This window comes from Bradyrhizobium sp. Pa8, from assembly GCF_052588265.1.
Window position 1 is genome coordinate 4525177 of sequence record NZ_CP176767.1, and the last position, 20249, is coordinate 4545425.

Genomic DNA, 20249 nt, shown 5'->3' on the forward strand with positions numbered 1-20249 from the left:
CGCCGCAGGGCCCACCAATTCCCGGCAATTTGACACCTGGTCCCGGCTCAGGCCCGGCTTTGTGACTTGATGTCACACAAGTCCTTGGCTTACCAGTCCTTTTATCTGACAGGACCGTGACGGGGCGGGAAGGCAATCTGGAATGGAGCAGTACGCGCACGCACTGGCCGATTTCGTGCGCGCTCACCAGGCCTGGGCGGCTCCAATCGTGTTCCTGCTCGCCTTTGGCGAGTCGCTGGCCTTCATCTCGCTGCTGATCCCGGCCTGGGGGGCGCTGGTTGCGATCGGCGCGCTGATCGGGGCAAGCGGCATCAGCTTCTATCCGGTCTGGATCGCCGGCGGCATCGGTGCTGCGCTCGGCGACTGGGTCTCGTACTGGTTCGGCTATCGCTACAAGGAGCAGGTCGCGCAGATGTGGCCGCTGTCGCGCTACCCGGAACTGCTGCCCAGGGGCGAAGCCTTCGTGCGGAGCTGGGGCGTGCCCAGCATCTTCATTGGCCGTTTCTTCGGACCCTTGCGCGCCTCGGTGCCGCTCGCAGCCGGCATTTTCGAGATGCCCTATTGGAGTTTTCAGGCCGCCAATTTCGTCTCGGCGCTGGTCTGGTCCGCGGCGCTGCTGCTGTTCGGCGACGTGATCGCGAAGGTCATGGAATGGATCTGGCGCCTGATCTGACCGGGCAGCTCGGCCGCCCGGTCAGCACGTACGGCAGAGCCTAGAGCGAGGCGTTCCAGATCGACGGAATCCAGCGATAGCCCGAACCATCCTTCTCCTTCTCGACGCGGACGAGACCCGGGAAGGCGGCATGGAAGGCCTGGATCGGCATCTTCTCGGCAATCGCCATGTCGTAGAGCTTCCGCCGCGTCTCTTGCGCCAGCGGCTTGTCGACGTCGGAGGCGATGTTCCATTCAGGATGCTTCACGAACAGGAAGGCTGCGCCTGCGGTGATGTCGACCTGCACAAGTACCTTTTCCGCGCCGGACGCGACGATGAAGGAGTTGTGTCCCGGCGTGTGGCCCGGGCTCGCCACCGAGGTGATGCCGGGCGCGACTTCCTTGCCGGACTCGTATTGCGTGACCTTGCGGCCGAGCGCATCGAACACACGTCGGATATTCTTGAAGTTGCTCTCAAGGATCGGATTGCCAGTCCCCTTGCTCATCTCGCCGTCATCCATCCAGAACTTCCATTCCACTGCCGGAACCATGATTTCGGCGTTGGGGAAGGCCGGCTTGTTCTCGGCCGCGAGCAGGCCGTTGATGTGGTCGCCGTGGAAGTGCGAGATGATGACGGTGTCGACTGCCGCGCGGTCGATGCTGGCCGCCGCAAGGTTGTTGTGGAACTGGCCGACCTTGCCCTTGGTCTGCGTGAACTGGTCGGGCCCGAGACCGGTGTCGATCACGACGAGCTTCGGCCCGGTGTTCACGACGACCGGATTGAAGGTGTGGGTGACCTTGTCGGTCGGCAGATGGTTCTCGGCGAAGATCTTGTTGATGTCGTCCTTGCTGGCGCCGGCCGCGTAATTGTCCGTCAGGTTGACGGTCGCGACGCCGTCGCAGACCACAGTGATCTGGTGGGTGCCGACATTGTAGCGGTAGAAGCTCGCATTCTGGGTCGCTGCCGGGGGCGCGGCGGCGCTCGCGGGCGAGGTCTTCACGAAGGGCAGGAGCGCCGAGGCGGCGGCGCCGGCTAGCGTTGCGCGACGAGTGATCTCGGTCATGGCGATGTCCTGGGGCTGGGTTGCGAACGAAAGGCACGGACCGGCGGGGTTGTGGCGCCTTTCTTTCTCGGGAACCCCCAAGCTTAGGGGAAATTCCGCTGCTACCCGATGACATCCGTGCGGCATCCTGCCGTCACGAGGTGCGGCATCCTGCCGTCACGCCCCATCGATTTGGACTTGACCCTGGAACCCGCCGGCTTTATAGCCGCGCGCCATGATCAACGCCGCGACCATCCTGTTCGCCCGTCGCCGCCGCCGCTCTTTAGCGGTTTGGGCGGTCGATCGCGTTTGAGATCATCGTCTTTGCCGCTGGATCCGATCCGCGGCATTCTCTCTCCTGTCAGCGCGATCTGATCCGGCGGCCCCCCAAGGAGGCCCAGCAGGAGACCACGATGTACACGCCACCCATTTTCAAGCAGGACCGCGCTGCGAGCCTGAAATTCGCCGAGGAGCGCGGCTTCGGCACGATGTGCGCCTTTGACGGCCACAAGCCGGTCGCCTCGCCGCTGCCGTTCTACCTGACTTACGCCGCTGACGGCACGCCGCAGGCCGCCTTTCATGTCGCCCGTCACAATCCGCTGCTAAAGCTGGCGGACGGCGCGACCTCCTGGCTGCTCGCGGTCAACGGCCCCGATGCCTATGTATCGCCCGACTGGTACGTCTCGCCGGATCAGGTGCCGACCTGGCTCTACCAGTCGGTGCATCTGAGCGGGCCGGTGAAGCTGTTGTCGGACGACGAGCTGGCGGTGCAGATCGACACGCTCAGCGACAAGTTCGAGAATTGGCTGCTGCCGAAGAAGCCGTGGACGTCGGGCAAGATGACGGCGGGCCGGCTCGAGGCGCTGAAGAAGGGAATCGTGGGTCTGGTCATGACGGTTGAAGAGGTCGAAGGCAGCTTCAAGCTCAACCAGCACAAATCGGACGCCGACTATACCGCGATCGCCAACGCGCTCGGCGCGCAACCCGCGGCCGACGCCAGAGAGATCGCACAATTGATGCAGGACGTGAGGCCGGAGGCCTTCGCGAACGAAACCAACATGCTCGAAAGGAGCGCGCCATGAGCCTCACCGAAACCACCAAGGCCCCGACCACCGGCGCGGCCAAGAAGCCCGCCACCGTCTTCGTCGACGGCGGCTCCGGCACCACCGGGCTCGGCATCAATGAGCGGCTGAAGCTCCAGAGCGACGTCACCGTGAAGACGATCGCCGACGACAAGCGCAAGGACCCCGCGGCCAAGAAGGCGCTGATGGAGGAGATCGATCTCGTGATCCTCTGCCTGCCTGACGATGCCGCGAAGGAAACAGTGGCGCTGGTCGACAGCATGGGCGCTTTAGCGCCGAAGGTGCTCGACGCTTCCACCGCATACCGGGTCGCGCCCGACTGGGCCTACGGCTTTCCGGAACTGACGCCGGACCAGGCCGCCAAGATCAAGGCCGCGAAGAAGGTCTCCAATCCCGGCTGCTATCCGACCGGCGCGATCGCGCTGCTGCGGCCGATCGTCGATGCCGGTCTGTTGCCGCCCGATTATCCCGTCACCGTCAACGCGGTGAGCGGCTATTCCGGCGGCGGCAAGTCGATGATCGCGAGCTTCGAAGACGGCAGCGCGCCGTCCTTCGAGCTCTACGGCCTCGGCTTCGAGCACAAGCATCTGCCGGAGATGCAGCTCTATTCGAAACTGACGCGGCGGCCGATCTTCATTCCCTCGGTCGCCAACTACCGGCAGGGCATGCTGGTGTCGGTACCGCTCCAGCTCGACACGCTGCCGGGCAAGCCCGGCGGTGCGGACCTTCAGGCCGCGCTGGCCAAGCGTTACGCCGGCTCGAAATATGTCTCGGTGATGCCGTTCCAGAACGAGGCGACCAAGGGCGGCAAGCTCGAACCGGAGGCGCTCAACGAGACCAACACGCTCGAGCTCCACGTCTTCGCCAGCGATAAATACCACCAGGCGGTACTGGTCGCCCGGCTCGACAATCTCGGCAAGGGCGCCTCGGGTGCGGCCGTGCAGAACATGCGGCTGATGCTGGGGCTGCCGGAGGAGTAGGGCAGCCTCGTGCCCCGGGCGCAGCGCAACGCTTCTTCGGAGCGATGCGCTGCAGGCCAGGGCCTGGCGCAACGCGCCGTCACTCACTGCGAAACAATGTCGGCTGGAAACGGTCGAACAGGGCGGCCGGCGCAAACATTCTTGCGGGCCGCCACGGCCTCGCGGCGATACATCTCGAGGTCGCCGAGCAAGCGGTCGGAGATTTCGCAGACGTCCCGATGGTCGTTCGCATAATCGACCACGGCGCTCCAGGCGCGCGAGGCCCGGATGTAGGCGTCGCAGCGATCCGACATCAAGGCGCGCGCCATCGGTTTTGCGGCTTCGACAGCTTCGCTGCGCAGGCGTGGCAGTTCAGGACATGGCGTCTGCGCGCCGGCCTCGCGACATGATCCGGCGAGCGCGAGCACCGCGAGGACTGGCAAAAGGATCCGCATCGGGATTTCCCGCTTCGGTTGTTACCCCCGTGCGAGGATATCTTTGGATTGCAATAGCGTCCAGCGACCCTGGACGCTGCGACTTCAAAACACCTTGAAGATCGCCAGTGCCAGCACGGCCTGGGCAAGGAAGCCGACGGTGAACGCCAGCGTGCGGAACACCGGGATGCCGAGCGCGTAGACGATCAGATGCGCGACGCGCGACCAGAAATAGACCGCGCAGGCGAGCACGGTCCATTTCGAGGAATAGTCGATCGCGTTCAGGATCAGCACCAGCGGCGCGAAGAGCACGAGGTTCTCGACCGCGTTGTCATGCGCGAACATCAGGCGGTTCGCCCACTCCGACTGCGGCTTGTCGCCGCGCGAGGGATTGGCCAGCGCGCCACTGAGGCCTCGAATTTGGCAGCGGTTGATGGTGTAGGGAATCCAGAGGATCCCGGTCAGGATCACCGTCAGTGTCAGCCAGAACAATTCGCGCGTCATGGTCCGTCCCCTGTGTCGTCGCTGCGTTGAGAACGAGTCTATACGAAAGCGCGGGTGAGTCCGCTATGCCCGAACCCTGACATAGCTGCCGGGCGCGTCCTCGATCGGCGGCAGGGCCCCGCTGCCGACCGCGCGCGCCGGGACTTCCTCGGGATCGAGCCCGCCCAGCCATTCGCGCCAATCCGGCCACCACGAGCCCTTGTGCTCCACCGCGCCCTTCATCCACTCGGCGACGTTGACGTCCTTGACGTTGTCGTTGGTCCAGTACTGGTACTTGTTCGAGGCGGGCGGGTTGACCACGCCGGCGATGTGGCCCGAGCCGGACAGGACGTATTTCACCGGGCCGCCGAAGAACTGCGAGCCGTACAGCACCGATTCCGCCGGCGCGATGTGGTCCTCGCGGGTGGCGAGGTTGTAGACCGGCACCTTGACCTTGGAGAGGTCGAGCAGCGTGTTGTCGAGCACCATCGTGCCGGTGGAGAGCCGGTTCTCCAGATAGCAGTTGCGCAGGTAATAGGAATGGTTGGACGCGGTCATGCGCGTCGCATCCGAATTCCAATGCAACAGGTCGAACGCGCTCGGCTGCTGGCCCTTCAGATAGTTGCTGACGACATAGGACCAGATCAGATCGTTGGAGCGCAGCATGTTGAAGGCCATCGCCATCTTCGAGCCTTCGAGCACGCCGGCCGCCTTCATGTCCTGCTCGAGGGCCGCGATCTGCTCCTCGTCGACGAACACCAGGAGATCGCCGGCGTGGGTGAAGTCGACCTGCGCCGCGAAGAACGTCGCCGACGCCACGCGCTGGCGGCGCTTCTCGGCGAGCCAAGCCAGCGTGGTCGCGAGCATGGTGCCGCCGACGCAATAGCCGGCGGTGTGCACCTTCATCTCGCCGGTGACCTTCTCGATCACGTCCATCGCCGTGAGCGGGCCTTCCTTCATGTAGTCTTCCCAGCTCTTGTTGCCGAGCCGCTTGTCGGGATTGACCCATGAGATCACGAACACGGTGATGCCCTGGTCGACGCACCACTTGACGTAGGATTTCTCCGGCTTGAGATCGAGGATGTAGAACTTGTTGATCCAGGGCGGCACGATCAGGAGCGGCGTGCGCAGCACGCTCTCCGTGGTCGGCGAATACTGGATCAGCTGCATCATCTCGTTCTGGTAGATCACCTTGCCCGGCGTCGTCGCCATGTTGATGCCGACGACGAGGTTGTCCGGATTGGACTGGCGGATCTTCAGCATGCCCTTGCCGGCCGCGATGTCCTCGGCCAGCATCTTCAGGCCGCGCGCGAGATTGTCGCCGCTGCTCGCCACCGTCTCGCGCAGCACTTCCGGATTGGTCAGCACGAAGTTCGACGGCGAAATCGCATTGGTGACCTGCTGGACGTAGAACTCCGCCTTGCGACGGGTCTGCGGATCGAGCTCGGCGTCCTGCACCAGCTCTTGCGCCCATTTGGCTGTGAGCAGATAGAGCTGCATCACGAAATCGAAGAACTGGTTCGACTTCCATTCCGGATCGGCAAAGCGCTTGTCGCGCGGCGAGGGCGCGATCGCGGGTGAAGCGTCCTGGCCAGCCATGCGGCGCGCCGCCGAGCCCCAGAGGGCGAGATAATCCTTGGCGAGCTTGGTCTGCAGATCCGACGCGCGGGATGTATCCGACAGCCAATATTCGGCGACCGACGTGAAGGTCTTGACCACTTCCGTAAGCTCGGCCGGCGGGCGATCCTGCACCTCGCCACTCTCGCGTGGCTTCAGATACGCGGCGAGCGCCTTGCCGCCGCTCTCCATCGCCCGCGCGACATTCATCGCGAAGGCTTCCGCATCGAACTTCGTTTCGGATCTGGGTGTGTCGGTCGTGGCGCTACTCATGAGCAGAACAGTAACGATTCATTCCGTATTCGTCACCGCGAAGCTCGCATGTTTGGCGTTAAACAAGCTCCAACATGTGCTGCACTGCGACAAAGCCCCTTGGTTTTGTCACAATCAGCGTGCACCTCTTCCGCAGTGGGCCTTGGAAGTATTCTCGCTCGTACCATTTGTGGGCAGCAATGGTTTGAACTTGGGCAGGTTGTCGGGTTAAGCTCCGGCAGCCTTGCGTTGGGATGAGTAGGGGATTTCCCAAGTGTTGGCGTTGAGGGACCTGCAAAAGTCGCTGCCGATCTATGGCGCGCTGCTGATAGCGGCGCTTGCCTTGGGCGGCTGCTCGAGTCAGCTGGCTGACTATACGCCCACCGACGCGCAGGCCCATCCCAGGGAGCCCGGCTCCTACCTTCCGGTGCACGATCTGCCGCCGGATCGTGATCAGGCCGTCATCCCGCCGGACCAGCGCGCCAAGATCGAAGCCGAGCTGGCCGCCGCGCGCGACCGCCAATCGGTTGCCGCAAAAGACGCCAAGTAACGCGGCGTAATCGCTGGCGCCCCCGCCATGCCGTGCTAAAAGACCTCAGTTCAGCCGAGAGTCAGGGCGAACGACTTCAGCTCCTGCCGTCGAATATTGCTCTAAGCGTTTGATTTTGAGTGATTTTCGCGAGGGGGCGAGAGCTTTCCCGAGCGGCTGTCATGGCCGGTCGATTCTGTCCTGACCGGTTGCCTGGAGCCCAGAGAGCCATGGAAGAGTTTTACCGCATCCGACGCCTTCCGCCTTACGTGTTCGAGCAGGTCAACCGGGCCAAGGCGGCCGCGCGGAATGCCGGCGCCGACATCATCGACCTCGGCATGGGCAATCCGGACCTGCCGGCGCCGGCGCATGTCCTGGAGAAGCTGAAGGAGACGCTGGGCAAGCCACGCACCGACCGCTACTCGGCCTCCCGCGGCATCCCCGGGCTGCGTCGGGCCCAGGCCGCTTATTACGCCCGCCGCTTCGGCGTGAAGCTCAATCCCGACACCCAGGTCGTCGCGACACTCGGTTCGAAGGAGGGCTTTGCCAATGTGGCGCAGGCGATCACCGCGCCCGGCGACGTCATCCTCTGTCCGAACCCGAGCTACCCGATTCACGCCTTCGGCTTCCTGATGGCAGGCGGCGTGATCCGCTCGGTGCCCTCGGAGCCGACGCCGCAATTCTTCGAGGCGGTGGAACGGGCGATCGTGCATTCGATCCCGAAGCCGCTCGCGCTCGTCGTCTGCTACCCCTCGAACCCGACCGCCTATGTCGCGAGCCTCGACTTCTACAAGGACCTCGTCGCGTTCGCGAAGAAGCACGAGATCCTGATCCTGTCCGATCTCGCCTATGCCGAAGTCTATTTCGACGAGAACAACCCGCCGCCCTCGGTGCTCCAGGTGCCCGGCGCGATCGACGTCACCGTCGAGTTCACCTCGATGTCGAAGACCTATTCGATGGCCGGCTGGCGCATGGGCTTTGCGGTCGGCAACGACCGCGTGATCGCCGCGCTCGCCCGCGTCAAATCCTACCTCGACTACGGCGCCTTCACGCCGGTGCAGGTCGCCGCGACCGCCGCGCTGAACGGCCCCGACGATTGCATCAAGGAGATGCGCGACACCTACCGCAAGCGCCGCGACGCGCTGGTGGAGTCATTCGGCCGCGCCGGTTGGGAGATCCCGCCGCCGGAAGCGTCGATGTTCGCCTGGGTGCCGCTGCCGGAGGCCTTCCGCAGCGTCGGCAGCATGCAGTTCGCAACCCTGATGGTGGAGAAATCCGGCGTCGCGGTCTCGCCCGGCGTCGGCTTCGGCGAGCACGGTGAAGGATATGTCCGCATCGCCATGGTGGAAAACGAGCAACGGATCAGGCAGGCCGCGCGCGGCGTGCGCCGCTTCCTTGAAAGCGGCATCGAAACGTTGCACAACGTCGTTCCGCTCGCCAATCGGCGTTAAGTTTCTCTTCGGCAGGTTTTCTAAAGCATCATGGTTGCACCCCTGAAAGTGGGCATAGCGGGGCTCGGCACCGTGGGCGCCGAAGTTGTCCGTTTGATCGAGACCCAGGCCCGCGTGCTCTCGGGCCGCAGCGGCCGCGGCATTCGCGTCGTCGCCGTCACCGCGCGTTCGAAGGCGAAGAAGCGCGGCGTGGACCTGCGCGGCGTCGAATGGGCCAAGGACCCGATGGCGCTCGCCACGCATCCCGGCATCGACTGCTTCGTCGAGCTGATGGGCGGCGCCGGTGATCCCGCTCTCTCTGCGGTCGAAGCGGCACTGAATGCGGGCAAGTCGGTCGTCACCGCCAACAAGGCGCTGCTCGCCAAGCACGGCCTGAAGCTTGCCAAGGCCGCCGAAAAGCACGGCGGCGCGCTGAATTTCGAGGCAGCGGTCGGAGCCGCGATCCCTGTCATCAAAACGTTACGCGAAGGGCTTGCCGGAACCGGCGTCACCCGCGTCTACGGCATCCTCAACGGCACCTGCAATTACATCCTGACGCGGATGGAGCAGGAGGGCCTGTCCTTCGCCGAATGCCTCAAGGATGCGCAGCGGCTCGGCTACGCCGAGGCCAATCCGTCCTTCGACGTCGATGGCCACGACACCGCGCAAAAACTTGCCATTCTCGCCAGCCTCGCCTTCGGCACGAAAGTTGCTCAAAGCGCGGTGTATGTCGAAGGTATCTCATCCATCGCGCCGGAAGATCTGCGCGCGGCCGACGATCTCGGTTACCGGCTCAAGCTGCTCGGTGTTGCCGTGCGCACCGCCAAGGGCATCGAGCAGCGCGTGCATCCGACCATGGTTCCAAAATCCTCCTCGATCGCGCAGGTGATGGGTGTCACCAATGCGGTCACGATCGATGGCGAGGGCATCCCTCCGATCACGCTGGTCGGCCCCGGCGCCGGCGGTGCTGCGACCGCATCCGCCGTCGTCGCCGACATCGCCGACGTTGCGCGCGGCATCCGCGCCAATCCGTTCGGGCGGCCGATCTCGCATCTGCGCGACACCAAGAAAGCGCCGATGGAGAGGCACGAGGGCGGCTACTATATCCGCCTGCTGGCGCGGGATTTCCCGGGCACTGCGGCTGCGATCGCGACCCGGCTCGCGGAGCAGAAGATTTCGATCGAGTCGATCGTGCAGCGTCATCCCAATGGCGGCGCTGCGCCGGCGAACGGCAAGGCGGTGCCCGTGCCGGTCATCCTGATCACCTACGCAACTCACGAGGATGCCGTGCGACGCGCGCTCGCCGCCGTGCAGAAGGACAAGGTGATCAGCGGACGGCCGCAGGTGATCCGGATCGAGAAGAACTGAGCATGACCCGGAAAAGTGTGAAGCGGTTTTCCGGAAAGGTCATGCTCAAACAAAAAGGTCATGCTCAAACAATAAGACACGGTTCGAACGAACTGTGGGTGTTACGAGTTGATGCGGACGGAGATTTCCGTCCAAAACTGATCCGAAGGAGTTAGCCGATGTCGACCCATATTTCAGTCCCGCCGCACGCGTTGCTCGAGCGCATCCTCACGCTGGAGATCGTGCGGGTGACGGAGCGGGCGGCGGTGTCTTCGGCGCGGCTGCGCGGGCACGGCAACGAGAAGGCGGCCGACCAGGCCGCGGTGGACGCCATGCGGCGCGAGCTCAACAAGCTGCCGATCGAGGGCACCATCGTGATCGGCGAGGGCGAGCGCGACGAGGCGCCGATGCTGTTCATCGGAGAGAAGGTTGGCATGAACGCCGGCCCGCAGGTCGACATCGCGGTCGACCCGCTCGAAGGCACCACGCTATGCGCCAAGAACATGCCGGGCTCGATTGCCACCATGGCGATGGCCGACGGCGGCACGCTGCTGCACGCGCCCGACGTCTACATGCAGAAGCTTGCGATCGGGCCGGGCTACGACAAGGGTGTCGTCGACCTCGATGCGACGCCGGCTGACAACGTCCGCCGCCTCGCCAAGGCCAAGGGCGTCCAGCCGGAAGGCATCACCGTTCTCGTGCTCGACCGTCCACGCCATGCCAGCATCATCGAGAGCGTGCGCTCGACCGGCGCCGCCGTGCGCCTCATCACCGACGGCGACGTGGCCGGCGTGATCCACTGCGCCGATCCTGATAACACCGGCGTCGACATGTATCTCGGCACCGGCGGCGCGCCGGAAGGCGTGCTCGCGGCCGTGGCGCTGCGCTGCATCGGCGGCCAGATGCAGTGCCGCCTGATCCTGGATTCCGACGAGAAGCGCGAGCGCGCCGCCAAGATGGGCGTCAACGATCCCAAGATGATCTACGGCATCGAGGACATGGCGCGCGGCGACTGCCTGTTCGCCGCCACCGGCGTCACCACCGGCTCGCTGCTGTCGGGCGTCAAGTTCCGCAAGGACGGCGTGATCGAGACCGAGACGGTCGTGATGCGTTCCGTCACCGGTACCGTGCGTTACATCAAGGCCGAGCACCGGCAGTTGGAGAAGTTTTACCTGGGCTGACGCGCTTCGTCATTCCGGGGGCTCGCGAAGCGAGAACCCGGAATCTCGCGCCACAACTTCTGGATTCCGGGCTCGATGCTACACATCGCCCCGGAATGACAATAAGAACAATCAGGGGAAGCGCCCATGTCCGATCTCTCCGCCGTCAAAGCCCTCGTCTTCGACGTGTTCGGCACGGTCGTGGACTGGCGCACCAGCCTCATTACCGACTTCATGTGGTGGAGCAAGCAGCGCGGCATCAGCGCCGACTGGACCGCCTTGGTCGACGGCTGGCGCGGCATGTACATGGCCTCGATGGACGACGTGCGCAAACATCCTGAGCGCGGCTACGTCATGCTCGACGATCTGCACCGCCGCTCGCTGGAAAAGCTGGTCGCGCAATTCTCGATCAAGGGCCTCACCGAAGCCGATCTCGACTATCTCACCAAGGGCTGGCATCGCCTCAATCCTTGGCCCGACAGCGTCGTCGGCCTCACACGGCTGAAGTCGAAATTCGTGATCTCGCCGCTGTCGAACGGTAACGTCGCGCTGCTCACCAACATGGCGAAGTTCGCGGGCCTGCCGTGGGACCTCATCATGTCGGCCGAGCTGTTCGAGCACTACAAGCCCGATCCCGAGACCTATCTCGGCGCCGCGCGCCTGCTGGGCCTCAAACCGGAGCAAGTGATGATGGTCGCCGCCCACAACGGCGATCTCGCCGCCGCGCAGAAGAACGGGCTGAAGACCGCGTTCGTGGCGCGGCCAACCGAATACGGCCCGCTTCAGAAGGTCGATTTCGAGGCGGCCGGCAATTGGGACATCGTCGCGAAGGATTTTCGGGGGATTGCCGACAAGCTCGGCTGCTGAGCGGCACTGCTTCTGTTTGACATCCTTCAGGACAGCGCCTTTCATATCGACAATGTCGATGTGTGAGGTGCGTCCCTGGATACCGAGCTCGCGCGTACATTCCTGACCGTGGTCGCGACCGGCAATTTCATCACCGCCGCCGACCGACTTCACGTCAGCCAGTCCACCGTCAGCACGCGGATCCACTCGCTCGAGGAGCTGCTCGGCTGCACGCTGTTCGTGCGCAACAAGGCCGGCGCGACGCTCACGGTGGCTGGGCGGCAATTTCAGCGCCATGCCTCGACGCTTGTTCGCACCGTCGAGCAGGCCCGCCACGACGTCGGCCTCCCCAAGGGCTTTAGCGGGGCGCTGGTGGTCGGCGGCCGCATCGGCCTGTGGGAGGAGTTCCTGCTGCTTTGGGTGCCGCGTATGCAGGAGGCCAATCCGCAGATCTCCATCCGGGCCGAGAGCGCCCTTGAGCCCGAATTGATGCAGGGGCTGGTCGAGGGACGCATCGACATCGGCGTAATGTACACCCCGCAAAGCCGCCCCGGCCTCAAGGTCGAGTTGCTGATCGAGGAGCAGCTGGTGCTGGTCTCGACCAATCCCAGGAGCGATCCGGAGCCGCAGGAGGGCTACGTCTATGTCGACTGGGGGCCCGAATTCTACGCCCGCCACAGCGCCGTCTTTCCCAATTTCGCGGGGCCTGCGCTGACCGCCAATATCGGCTGGCTCGGGCTGCAGCACGTTCTCGCCAACGGCGGCTCCGGCTATTTTGCGCACCGGATCGTCGAGCCGCTGCTGAAGGCGCGGCGGCTGCACCTGGTGGTGGGGGCGCCGAAATTCTCGATGCCGGCCTATGTCGTCTATTCGGTCGACCAGCCCGACGACCACGTGCAGAGCGCGATAGCGATCATGCGCGACCTCGCGGCCGAACAGAGCCGGCGCGTGACGGAGACGCCAGCGCGCGGCGCCCGCAAGCGCCGCTGATGGCTGGTTTACGCCCCCGAGGGGTTGTTGCTCGCCGCGGCTGCGGCCGCGATTTCACTGGCGCGGTGCACCGGCGCGATCGCCGCCATCGTTTGTGCCAACCGATAGGTGACCCAGCGGAGCAGCAGTTGGAAGAATGACGCTTCGCCCTGTGATGTCGTCGTCATGATCACTCCTGTTGTGCGTGAGGCGTCTGCAGGAAGCGGCCTTCGCGGGCAACCGGCGATGCCACGCTGCTCAAGCTACGCAGAAGAGCGATTTTGACAAACGAATAATATCGGCCGTTATAATCGAATTATTCTATATTAAGAAAAGCAGAAATTGTCTGGTGTGTATTTGGCCAATGGTCCGGACGGCATGCGCCCGGACCCGATTTGAAGAGCGACATTGGCTTGGACGGCCAATGTCACCTCGCCGCGATCGCACTCGCTGCCTTACGGATCACGTCCAAAACCACATCCGGCTTCGACAGCATGGGGACGTGGGACGAAGGCACTTCGGTCACGGTGGCGTTCATGCGCTTCGAGACGAAGTGCTGCAGATCGGGGTGAACAGTCTGGTCCTTGCTGGCGAGGATGTACCAGCTCGGTTTTGCGTTCCACGCGGTGCCATCGACCTTTTGGGTCAGGAGATCCGCAACCGGCGCCCCTTGCGTCGCGTAGACCAGCTTCTGCTCGGCCTCGGGCAGGTCGCCGGCAAAGTGCGTCAGGCCGCTTGGCTTGAGCCAGACGCGGCCCGCCGGCGCGTCGATGTGGCCGAACACCTGCGTCGTCGGAAATTTTGCAATCTGGCTCTGCGAGGTTTCGTCGGCAGCGGGCGCGAGCGCCGCGATATAGACCAGCGCGGCCACCCGCGGATCGGTGCCGGCGTGCGTGATCAGCGTGCCGCCATAGGAGTGGCCGACGAGGACCACGGGTCCGGGAACACGGCCAAAACACGCCGTCACGCAGGCGACGTCGGTCGCGAGGGAATCGAGGCCGTGCTGGCTCGCCATGACCTCATGGCCTTCGGCTTGCAGCACCGGGATCAGCTTGCCGAAGCACGATCCGTCAGCCCAGAGGCCGTGCGCGAAAACGATGCTTGGTTTGGTCATGACATGGTCTCCGTTGGCTGCGCAACGGCGAGCCGAGGTGCTCGCGGAGCGTGAAGCGGGGGAGCTTCACGTCTAACGCGCGATCACGTCAGCTGACAGAGGATCGCAAGGATAATCGGGCGAATGCGAAATTGAGCAGGTTCGGCTCGAGAGCGGAATGCAGCATACGCCCCACACGACAGAGAGCGTGCATCGGTTCAATGGTCCGGGCAGCGTGCACCGCCCGGACCGGTTCTCGAAGATTACAACGTCATCTGCATCGGTTCGGGATAGTAATGGAAGCCGTCACCGGCCTTGGCGACATGGCCGTAGCCCGGCCAGGCGAAGTGATAGGACATCACCGGGGTCTTGTTGGCCGCCAGCATCGTCAGCAGCTTGACGCGCGACTCGGCCGCCTGTTTCGGGTCGGTGTCGTAGGAGAACTCCATCCGCGGCCGCTCCAGCAGCAGCACGGAATGGTGCGAGAGGTCGCCGAGAAAGGCAAAGGACTTGCCGGCCGACGAGACCATGAAGATGGTGTGGCCGACGGTATGACCGGGCGCCGAGATCGCTTGCACGCCGGGCAAGAATTCCTGGCCGTCCTTGAAGAATACGATGCGGTCGCGGACCGGCAGCAGGTTCTTGCGGGCGTGTACCACGAAGTCCTTGGCCGCGCTGCCAAGCTTGCCTTCGTCGGTCCAGAAGTCGAAATCGGTCTGGGAGATGTAGATCTGCGCGTTCGGAAACAGCGGCTTGCCGCCGTCGTCCACGATGCCCCCGATGTGATCGATATGGGCATGCGAGCAGACCACGGCATCGATGTCCGTCGGCTTGATGCCGGCCTCTGTCATGCTCTTCTGCTGCCGGCCGGTGGTCGCGCCGAACATCTTGGAGCTGCCCATGCCGGTATCGAACAGGATGAGCTTGTCGCCGGTGTTGACGATCGGGGAGTTCTGCTCCAGCACGACGTTGTCCGGCGACAGGAAATTGTCCGCCAGCATCTTCTTCACCTCTTCCTTGGGAACGCCGGTGAAGGTCCCGGAGGGATCGCCTAGCGGCAGCGGTCCGTCGGACACGACGGTGACTTCGGCATCGCCGAGCTCGAAGCGGTGCCAGTAGGGGGGCTGGGTGCCGAGTTTGGGAGCGCGGGCAAGCGCGCTGCCGCCGAGCATTGCGCTGGCGCCAAGGCCAGCCCCCAATGCGAACAGGGATCGACGTGAGACATCGATAGTCATGCGTTTCCTCCGCCTTTGTCTTTTGTTTTGCGCAACTGTTCGCGCGCCATCGCAATGCAATCAACGACTGTGTCGCGATTGTGTCTCCTTATCGCGCGATGCGGCAGGACTGGACGAATCTTTTTGCGTCAGGATGGCGTGCGCGTGCCCAGGCGCTCGACGAAGCGCACGAGGTAACCGTCCGGATCCTGGACGAGGAATTCACGCTGGCCGAATTCCTGATCGCCGACCCGATACCAGGCTTCGTTCGGCTGCTCGTAGAGCGGCCATTTGGCTTCGCCGAGAGCCCTCAGCATGGGATCAATGCGATCGACGACCATCTGGAAATTGACGCCGCGTCCGAATGGCCGCTGCATCTCGGCCGTCTCCCAGCGTCCATTCAGTTCGCAGAGCATGACCTGCAAACGCCCCCTGACGAGATACGCAAATCGCGCATCGGGGCGATCATAAGCGAGCTCGAAGCCGAGCAAGTCACGCCAAAACGGAAGGCTGGATTGAATGTTGGAAACGCCGAGTTCGGGAACGAGATCGGCGAAGCCGCCTTTCGGTGCGCTTCCCGTGCTGTCGGAGGTCGCACGAGCGACGGGGTCTGAGGGCAGCGGTTTGTTCATTGCGGCGTTGCCTGATCTTATGACCGATCTTCGGGGCGGTTATCGCAGCGAAGCGGCGCGAAGGCCAGACGCGGAATGGGTCGAACGAATGCTCGCCGGGCGAACCCGCCTCACGCGATCCGCAGCGCGAGGTCGTTTCCTTCCGTTTCGGCAAAGCCCGCCTGCAAGACCTCTTCGCGCTTGTGGCGCAGATGCGCACGCAGGATGTGGGAGAGGCCGGCGCCATCGCGCCGCTGCAGCGCATTCAGGATCGCCTCGTGCTCCTTCACGGCGAACGCCCAGCGCTGCGGCGTCATCGGCGTGACATAGCGCGCGCGCCGGATGCGCGCGGTCACGGAGGCATAGAGCCCGGTCAGCGCGGGATTTTCGGCTGCGGCGACGATGGCTTCGTGGATGGCGCGGTTGCCGCGATAATACTGGATCAGGTCGCCCTCGCGATAATGCCGAACCATGTCGTCATGTGCGGCGGCGATTTCGCCGATCCCGGCGTCACTGATGCGCTCGCAGGCGAGCTCGCCGGCGAGCGCCTCGAGACCCTGGCAGACCTCGAACAGGTCGCGCATGTCCTTGTCGGTCAGCTTGGCCGCGCGCGAGCCGCGATGGGGCAGGAGCTGCACGAGCCCTTCGGCGGCGAGCACCTTGAGCGCCTCGCGCAGCGGCGTGCGCGAGATCTGGAGCCGGTCGCACAGCTCGCGCTCGGGAATCCGCGCGCCCGGCGGGATTTCACCGTCGAGCAGGATGGCGCGGATGCGCCCAACGACCTCCTCGTGAAGCATGGGACGAGTGCTCCGATTTGAATTCAAAAATGAAGTTATACGCCACTATCTCAGAAGTTCCAGCTTGAAAATCCATAATTTTGCATTCAAAAGTATAAAAAACAGAAGGACATGAGGAAATGGACCTGGCGGCGGAGGCGGACGACCTCGTTTTTGAATGCAGGGACGGCATCGGGCGGATCACCTTCAACCGTCCTCAGGCCCGCAACGCCTTCACCTTCGCCATGTACGAGCGGCTGGCGGCGATCTGCGAAGAGGCCAACGACGATCATTCGATCAAGGTGCTGGTGCTGCGCGGGGCCGGCGACAAAGCTTTCGCCTCGGGCACCGATATCAACCAGTTCCGCGAATTCAGGACACCCCAGGACGCCATCGACTACGAGAACCGGATCGATCGCGTGCTCACCACGCTCGAGCAGTGCCGCGTGCCGACGATCGCGGCGATCAACGGGTTCTGCACGGGCGGAGGGGCGGGCATTGCCGCGGCCTGCGACCTGCGCATAGGCACGACCAGCACGAAGATCGGATTTCCCATCGCTCGTACCCTCGGCAATTGCCTGTCGATGTCCAATGTCAGCCGTCTCACCGCGCTGATCGGCGCTGCGCGCGTCAAGGATCTGATCTTCACCGCGCGCCTCATTGACGCCACCGAAGCCGCAAGCGTCGGGCTGCTCGGCGAGCTCGTCGATGACCTCGCAGCGCTCGACAAGCGCGCCGATGAACTTGCCCGGCTCTTGGCCAGCCACGCCCCGCTGACATTGACCGCGACCAAGCAGGCCGTGGCCCGTTTGCAAAGGCGACTGACGCGGGACGAGGGGGAAGACCTCATCCTGATGTGCTACACGAGCCAGGATTTTCGCGAAGGGCTCGATGCTTTCCTCAACAAGCGCGCGCCGCAGTGGCGCGGCCAATAGGACGCCCCGATGCAAAGCGATAGATCGCAATCCAACTCCGGCCGTCCGGGGCCGCTTGCCGGCCTCAAGGTCATCGATCTCACCCATGTCATGGCGGGGCCGACCTGCACCCTGATGCTCGCCGACATGGGCGCCGACGTCATCAAGATCGAGAAATCGCCGAACGGCGACGACACCCGTCACTCCGTGCCGCCGAAGATCGGCGAGGAGGCGGCATCCTTTCTGATGATGAACCGCAACAAGCGCGGCATCGTGCTGGACCTCAAGACCGAAGGCGGCAAAGCGGTGCTGAGGCGGCTGATCGCGGGCGCTGACGTGCTGGTCGAGAACTTTGCGCCAGGGGCCATGGAACGCCTCGGCTTCGGCTACGAAGACCTGCACAAGCAGCATCCGACACTGATCTACTGCTCGCTGTCGGGCTTCGGCCGCACCGGTCCCTACAAGCACCGCCGGGGATTTGACCTCGTCGCGCAGGCGATGAGCGGCATCATGAGCTTTACGGGCGAACGCCCCGATGGGCCGCCGGTGAAGTGTGGCCCGCCGCTGTCCGACATCACCGCCGGCCTGCTCGCGAGCATGGGTATCCTCGCCGCTTATACGCATCGCCTCAAGACCGGCGAGGGGCAGTGGGTCGAGACGTCGCTCTATGAGGCGGCGCTGGTGCAGACCTACTGGCAGTCCACGATCGCGCTGGCCGCAGGCACCGCGCCGCGCGCGATGGGTTCGGCCCATCCGCTCAACGCGCCATACCAGGCTTTTGAGGCCTCGGACGGCTGGCTGGTGGTCGGCGGCGCCAACAAGAAGCATTGGCTGTTGATGCTGGAAGCGCTTGGCGCAAGCGAACTGGCCGCCGATCCGCGCTTCGTCACCGGGGCCGACCGCATGGCGAACCTGAAGGAACTCGAGGCGGTCCTGAGCGAGCGTTTCCGCACCCAGTCGCGGGCGTATTGGCTCGCGGCGCTGGACGAAAAGGGCGTGCCGTGCGGACCCGTGCACGACATGCTGGAGGCGCTCAGCGATCCGCAGACGCTGGCGCGCGAGATGGTTGTCCAGGTCGAGCACTCCACGCTCGGGCCAGTGAAGACGATCGGGCTTCCCGTCAAGTTTTCGGAGACCCCAGGCAAAGTGCTGTCGGGCGCGCCGGTCTATGGTGAGCACACAAGCGAGGTTTTGGCCGAGCACGGGTTCGACCAGAAGCAGATCGAAGCGCTCGAGAAAGAAGGCGCAATTGTCTTGGGCAAAGCGAGGCGCGAGGAACGCGTCGCCTGACCGGACGTCGGTAGAACAAAACAACAAAACATAAAAGCTGGAGGAAATCATGGGTGGGACGTCGAAGCTTCTGCTATCCGCGGCTGCGGCCGTACTCGCCGGCACCATGCCGGCGCTCGCCGCCTGGCAACCGCAAAAGCCGATCGAGTTCGTGGCCACGGCAGGGCCGGGCGGCGGCACCGACAATCTCGCCCGCGCGGTGCAGAACATCATCACCAAGTACAAGCTGACGGAGCAGCCGATCGTCGTCGTCAACAAGGGCGGCGGCAGCGGCGCGGAAGGCTATGTCTACGGCAAGGCCTCCGCCGGCGATCCCTACAAGGTGATCTTCGGCACCTCGAATGCCTGGCAGCAGCCGCTCGTCTCCAAGGTCGCCTTCAACTATACCGATCTCACCCCGATCGCGGCGATGGCGCAGGATGAGTTCCTGCTCTGGGTCAAGCAGGACGCGCCCTACAAGACGGCGGGTGACTATCTGAAGGCGGCCGCATCCGGCGAATTCAAGATGGGCGGCGCGCAGTCAAAGGACACCGACGAGGTGCTGACCCGCATGATCGAGAAGGCCGGTCACGTCAAGCTGACCTACATCCCGTTCAAGAGCGGCGCGGAGACAGCGGTGCAACTCGCCGGCGGACATCTCGATTCCCACGTCAACAATCCCAGCGAAAGCCTCGGGCAATGGCGCGGTGGAACGCAGCGCCCGCTTTGCGTGTTCAGCCCGAAACGCCTGGCGCCGGGCGCCAAGGTCACAGCGACCGAAGGCTGGGGCGACGTTCCGACCTGCGTCGAGCAGGGTCTCGACATCACGCAATACGAGCAGCCGCGCACGGTGTGGCTGCCCGGCAAGGTCACGCCGGAGCAGGCCGCGTACTACGTCGACTTGATGAAGAAGGTGCAGGCGACGACTGAATGGAAGGACTACATCGAGAAGACCTCCCAGGTCGACACGTTCCTGACCGGGGCCGAGTTCGACAAGTTCATCAAGGAGGACCTCGAGCACGTCAAACAGGTCGCGGGCGAGCAGGGCTGGCTGGTCAAGTAAAGCGGAAGGTCCCGCACCATCATGATATCGCGCCGCGCCCTTGAACTTGCGACCGCAATCCTCACCGGCAGCTTTGGTGCGGCCGTCGTCGTCTCCAGCCTCGACAACGGCATCGGCTGGTCGAGCGCGGGCGTCGACGCCGGCACGTTCCCGTTCCTGACCGGCATCATCATCGTGCTCGGAAGCCTCTACAATCTGGTGCGGGGCGTGCTGCCGGCTGCGACGCTTGCAAATGTCCCCATCGCGATCACGCCGATCGAGCTGCGCCGGCTTGCCGGCCTGTTCGTGCCCGCCGCGATCTTCGTTGCCGCGATCCCGCTGGCCGGGATGTACATCGCCTCGGTCCTGTATGTCTTCGCGGTGCTTGCGATCCCGCGGCATCAATCCGTGCCACGTGCGCTGGCGATGGCGGCGGCGACGACGCTCGCCCTCTACGTCGTGTTCGAGCGCATGTTTCAGGTCAGCCTGCCGCATGGCGCGCTGGCCGCCGCATTCGGCTTCTGAGGG

22 protein-coding genes are annotated in these 20249 nt (G+C 64.2%); 13 read left to right on the plus strand and 9 right to left on the minus strand.

The features are described from left to right. Positions 1-142: 142 nt before the first annotated feature. Positions 143-673: a DedA family protein gene (locus ACKWRH_RS20495; RefSeq protein WP_445222066.1), complete on the plus strand. Its 531-nt coding sequence runs from the start codon at positions 143-145 to the stop codon at positions 671-673. A 40-nt stretch (positions 674-713) separates the two neighbouring features. On the opposite strand, the gene ACKWRH_RS20500 is transcribed toward ACKWRH_RS20495, so the two are convergent. After that, complete coding sequence (locus ACKWRH_RS20500) at positions 714-1715, minus strand: MBL fold metallo-hydrolase (RefSeq protein WP_028153053.1); 1002 nt, start codon at positions 1713-1715, stop codon at positions 714-716. A 392-nt stretch (positions 1716-2107) separates the two neighbouring features. On the opposite strand from ACKWRH_RS20500, the gene ACKWRH_RS20505 reads away from it, so the two are divergent. Together ACKWRH_RS20505 and argC are read left to right on the plus strand one after the other, a co-directional pair. Further along, positions 2108-2776 (plus strand): FMN-binding negative transcriptional regulator, encoded by a 669-nt coding sequence (locus tag ACKWRH_RS20505; RefSeq protein WP_445222067.1) that lies wholly within the window; start codon positions 2108-2110, stop codon positions 2774-2776. Further along, entirely contained in the window at positions 2773-3756 is a 984-nt protein-coding gene (gene argC / locus ACKWRH_RS20510) for an N-acetyl-gamma-glutamyl-phosphate reductase (protein WP_445222068.1), read from the plus strand. Before ACKWRH_RS20505 ends, argC begins: the two co-directional genes overlap by 4 nt. An 83-nt stretch (positions 3757-3839) precedes the next feature. Here argC and ACKWRH_RS20515 read toward each other — a convergent pair whose 3' ends face one another. From ACKWRH_RS20515 to ACKWRH_RS20525, 3 genes are all read right to left on the minus strand, one after another. Beyond that, positions 3840-4190, minus strand: a complete 351-nt coding sequence (locus ACKWRH_RS20515; protein ID WP_445222069.1) for a hypothetical protein — start codon at positions 4188-4190, stop codon at positions 3840-3842. Between the two features lie 84 nt (positions 4191-4274). After that, positions 4275-4673, minus strand: a complete 399-nt coding sequence (locus ACKWRH_RS20520; RefSeq protein WP_445222070.1) for an MAPEG family protein — start codon at positions 4671-4673, stop codon at positions 4275-4277. A gap of 63 nt (positions 4674-4736) precedes the next feature. After that, positions 4737-6542 (minus strand): PHA/PHB synthase family protein, encoded by a 1806-nt coding sequence (locus ACKWRH_RS20525; protein WP_445222071.1) that lies wholly within the window; start codon positions 6540-6542, stop codon positions 4737-4739. A 253-nt stretch (positions 6543-6795) separates the two neighbouring features. Between ACKWRH_RS20525 and ACKWRH_RS20530 the strand changes: the two genes are divergently transcribed. From ACKWRH_RS20530 to ACKWRH_RS20555, 6 genes are all read left to right on the plus strand, one after another. Continuing rightward, complete coding sequence (locus ACKWRH_RS20530; RefSeq protein ID WP_445222072.1) at positions 6796-7071, plus strand: hypothetical protein; 276 nt, start codon at positions 6796-6798, stop codon at positions 7069-7071. A 209-nt stretch (positions 7072-7280) separates the two neighbouring features. Further along, on the plus strand, positions 7281-8501 hold the full coding sequence (locus ACKWRH_RS20535) for an LL-diaminopimelate aminotransferase (RefSeq protein WP_014495524.1): 1221 nt from the start codon (positions 7281-7283) through the stop codon (positions 8499-8501). A 30-nt stretch (positions 8502-8531) separates the two neighbouring features. Continuing rightward, positions 8532-9848 (plus strand): homoserine dehydrogenase, encoded by a 1317-nt coding sequence (locus ACKWRH_RS20540; RefSeq protein WP_028161279.1) that lies wholly within the window; start codon positions 8532-8534, stop codon positions 9846-9848. Between the two features lie 158 nt (positions 9849-10006). Beyond that, positions 10007-11008: a class II fructose-bisphosphatase gene (gene glpX, locus ACKWRH_RS20545; RefSeq protein ID WP_028153063.1), complete on the plus strand. Its 1002-nt coding sequence runs from the start codon at positions 10007-10009 to the stop codon at positions 11006-11008. A 126-nt stretch (positions 11009-11134) separates the two neighbouring features. Continuing rightward, positions 11135-11854: a haloacid dehalogenase type II gene (locus ACKWRH_RS20550; RefSeq protein ID WP_445222073.1), complete on the plus strand. Its 720-nt coding sequence runs from the start codon at positions 11135-11137 to the stop codon at positions 11852-11854. A 75-nt stretch (positions 11855-11929) separates the two neighbouring features. After that, entirely contained in the window at positions 11930-12823 is an 894-nt protein-coding gene (locus ACKWRH_RS20555) for a LysR family transcriptional regulator (protein WP_445222449.1), read from the plus strand. Positions 12824-12831: 8 nt separating this feature from the next. On the opposite strand, the gene ACKWRH_RS20560 is transcribed toward ACKWRH_RS20555, so the two are convergent. The 5 genes from ACKWRH_RS20560 to ACKWRH_RS20580 form a co-directional block, all read right to left on the minus strand. Continuing rightward, the gene (locus ACKWRH_RS20560; RefSeq protein WP_445222074.1) at positions 12832-12990 is read right to left on the minus strand and encodes a hypothetical protein; all 159 of its coding nucleotides are present in this window, start codon (positions 12988-12990) and stop codon (positions 12832-12834) included. Positions 12991-13229: 239 nt separating this feature from the next. Continuing rightward, positions 13230-13916, minus strand: coding sequence for an alpha/beta fold hydrolase (locus tag ACKWRH_RS20565; protein ID WP_445222075.1), 687 nt, complete (start codon positions 13914-13916; stop codon positions 13230-13232). A gap of 242 nt (positions 13917-14158) precedes the next feature. Further along, complete coding sequence (locus tag ACKWRH_RS20570; protein WP_445222076.1) at positions 14159-15130, minus strand: MBL fold metallo-hydrolase; 972 nt, start codon at positions 15128-15130, stop codon at positions 14159-14161. Positions 15131-15258: 128 nt separating this feature from the next. Next, positions 15259-15741 carry a bleomycin resistance protein gene (locus ACKWRH_RS20575; RefSeq protein WP_445222077.1) on the minus strand — a complete coding sequence of 161 codons (483 nt, stop codon included), beginning with the start codon at positions 15739-15741 and terminating at the stop codon, positions 15259-15261. 110 nt (positions 15742-15851) lie between these two features. Further along, entirely contained in the window at positions 15852-16517 is a 666-nt protein-coding gene (locus ACKWRH_RS20580; protein ID WP_445222078.1) for a GntR family transcriptional regulator, read from the minus strand. A 119-nt stretch (positions 16518-16636) separates the two neighbouring features. Between ACKWRH_RS20580 and ACKWRH_RS20585 the strand changes: the two genes are divergently transcribed. The 4 genes from ACKWRH_RS20585 to ACKWRH_RS20600 are packed head-to-tail and all read left to right on the plus strand — an operon-like array spanning position 16637 to position 20246. Further along, positions 16637-17431 carry an enoyl-CoA hydratase/isomerase family protein gene (locus ACKWRH_RS20585; RefSeq protein WP_445222079.1) on the plus strand — a complete coding sequence of 265 codons (795 nt, stop codon included), beginning with the start codon at positions 16637-16639 and terminating at the stop codon, positions 17429-17431. Positions 17432-17440: 9 nt separating this feature from the next. Beyond that, entirely contained in the window at positions 17441-18700 is a 1260-nt protein-coding gene (locus ACKWRH_RS20590) for a CaiB/BaiF CoA transferase family protein (protein WP_445222080.1), read from the plus strand. Between the two features lie 49 nt (positions 18701-18749). Further along, a complete protein-coding gene (locus ACKWRH_RS20595; protein ID WP_445222081.1) occupies positions 18750-19742 on the plus strand; it encodes a Bug family tripartite tricarboxylate transporter substrate binding protein in 993 nt (330 codons plus the stop codon). 21 nt (positions 19743-19763) lie between these two features. Beyond that, a complete protein-coding gene (locus tag ACKWRH_RS20600; protein ID WP_445222082.1) occupies positions 19764-20246 on the plus strand; it encodes a tripartite tricarboxylate transporter TctB family protein in 483 nt (160 codons plus the stop codon). The last annotated feature ends 3 nt before the right edge of the window (positions 20247-20249 follow it).

Bases quoted from the DNA above. Each gene is read 5' to 3' on its own strand.
- ACKWRH_RS20590 (WP_445222080.1), top strand. From the start codon at position 17,441: ATGCAAAGCGATAGATCGCAATCCAACTCCGGCCGTCCGGGGCCGCTT.
- ACKWRH_RS20520 (WP_445222070.1), bottom strand. From the start codon at position 4,673: ATGACGCGCGAATTGTTCTGGCTGACACTGACGGTGATCCTGACCGGG.
- glpX (WP_028153063.1), top strand. From the start codon at position 10,007: ATGTCGACCCATATTTCAGTCCCGCCGCACGCGTTGCTCGAGCGCATC.
- ACKWRH_RS20525 (WP_445222071.1), bottom strand. From the start codon at position 6,542: ATGAGTAGCGCCACGACCGACACACCCAGATCCGAAACGAAGTTCGAT.
- ACKWRH_RS20595 (WP_445222081.1), top strand. From the start codon at position 18,750: ATGGGTGGGACGTCGAAGCTTCTGCTATCCGCGGCTGCGGCCGTACTC.
- ACKWRH_RS20560 (WP_445222074.1), bottom strand. From the start codon at position 12,990: ATGACGACGACATCACAGGGCGAAGCGTCATTCTTCCAACTGCTGCTC.
- ACKWRH_RS20495 (WP_445222066.1), top strand. From the start codon at position 143: ATGGAGCAGTACGCGCACGCACTGGCCGATTTCGTGCGCGCTCACCAG.
- ACKWRH_RS20505 (WP_445222067.1), top strand. From the start codon at position 2,108: ATGTACACGCCACCCATTTTCAAGCAGGACCGCGCTGCGAGCCTGAAA.
- ACKWRH_RS20570 (WP_445222076.1), bottom strand. From the start codon at position 15,130: ATGACTATCGATGTCTCACGTCGATCCCTGTTCGCATTGGGGGCTGGC.
- ACKWRH_RS20575 (WP_445222077.1), bottom strand. From the start codon at position 15,741: ATGAACAAACCGCTGCCCTCAGACCCCGTCGCTCGTGCGACCTCCGAC.
- ACKWRH_RS20580 (WP_445222078.1), bottom strand. From the start codon at position 16,517: ATGCTTCACGAGGAGGTCGTTGGGCGCATCCGCGCCATCCTGCTCGAC.
- ACKWRH_RS20585 (WP_445222079.1), top strand. From the start codon at position 16,637: ATGGACCTGGCGGCGGAGGCGGACGACCTCGTTTTTGAATGCAGGGAC.
- ACKWRH_RS20515 (WP_445222069.1), bottom strand. From the start codon at position 4,190: ATGCGGATCCTTTTGCCAGTCCTCGCGGTGCTCGCGCTCGCCGGATCA.
- argC (WP_445222068.1), top strand. From the start codon at position 2,773: ATGAGCCTCACCGAAACCACCAAGGCCCCGACCACCGGCGCGGCCAAG.
- ACKWRH_RS20535 (WP_014495524.1), top strand. From the start codon at position 7,281: ATGGAAGAGTTTTACCGCATCCGACGCCTTCCGCCTTACGTGTTCGAG.
- ACKWRH_RS20500 (WP_028153053.1), bottom strand. From the start codon at position 1,715: ATGACCGAGATCACTCGTCGCGCAACGCTAGCCGGCGCCGCCGCCTCG.
- ACKWRH_RS20550 (WP_445222073.1), top strand. From the start codon at position 11,135: ATGTCCGATCTCTCCGCCGTCAAAGCCCTCGTCTTCGACGTGTTCGGC.
- ACKWRH_RS20540 (WP_028161279.1), top strand. From the start codon at position 8,532: ATGGTTGCACCCCTGAAAGTGGGCATAGCGGGGCTCGGCACCGTGGGC.
- ACKWRH_RS20600 (WP_445222082.1), top strand. From the start codon at position 19,764: ATGATATCGCGCCGCGCCCTTGAACTTGCGACCGCAATCCTCACCGGC.
- ACKWRH_RS20565 (WP_445222075.1), bottom strand. From the start codon at position 13,916: ATGACCAAACCAAGCATCGTTTTCGCGCACGGCCTCTGGGCTGACGGA.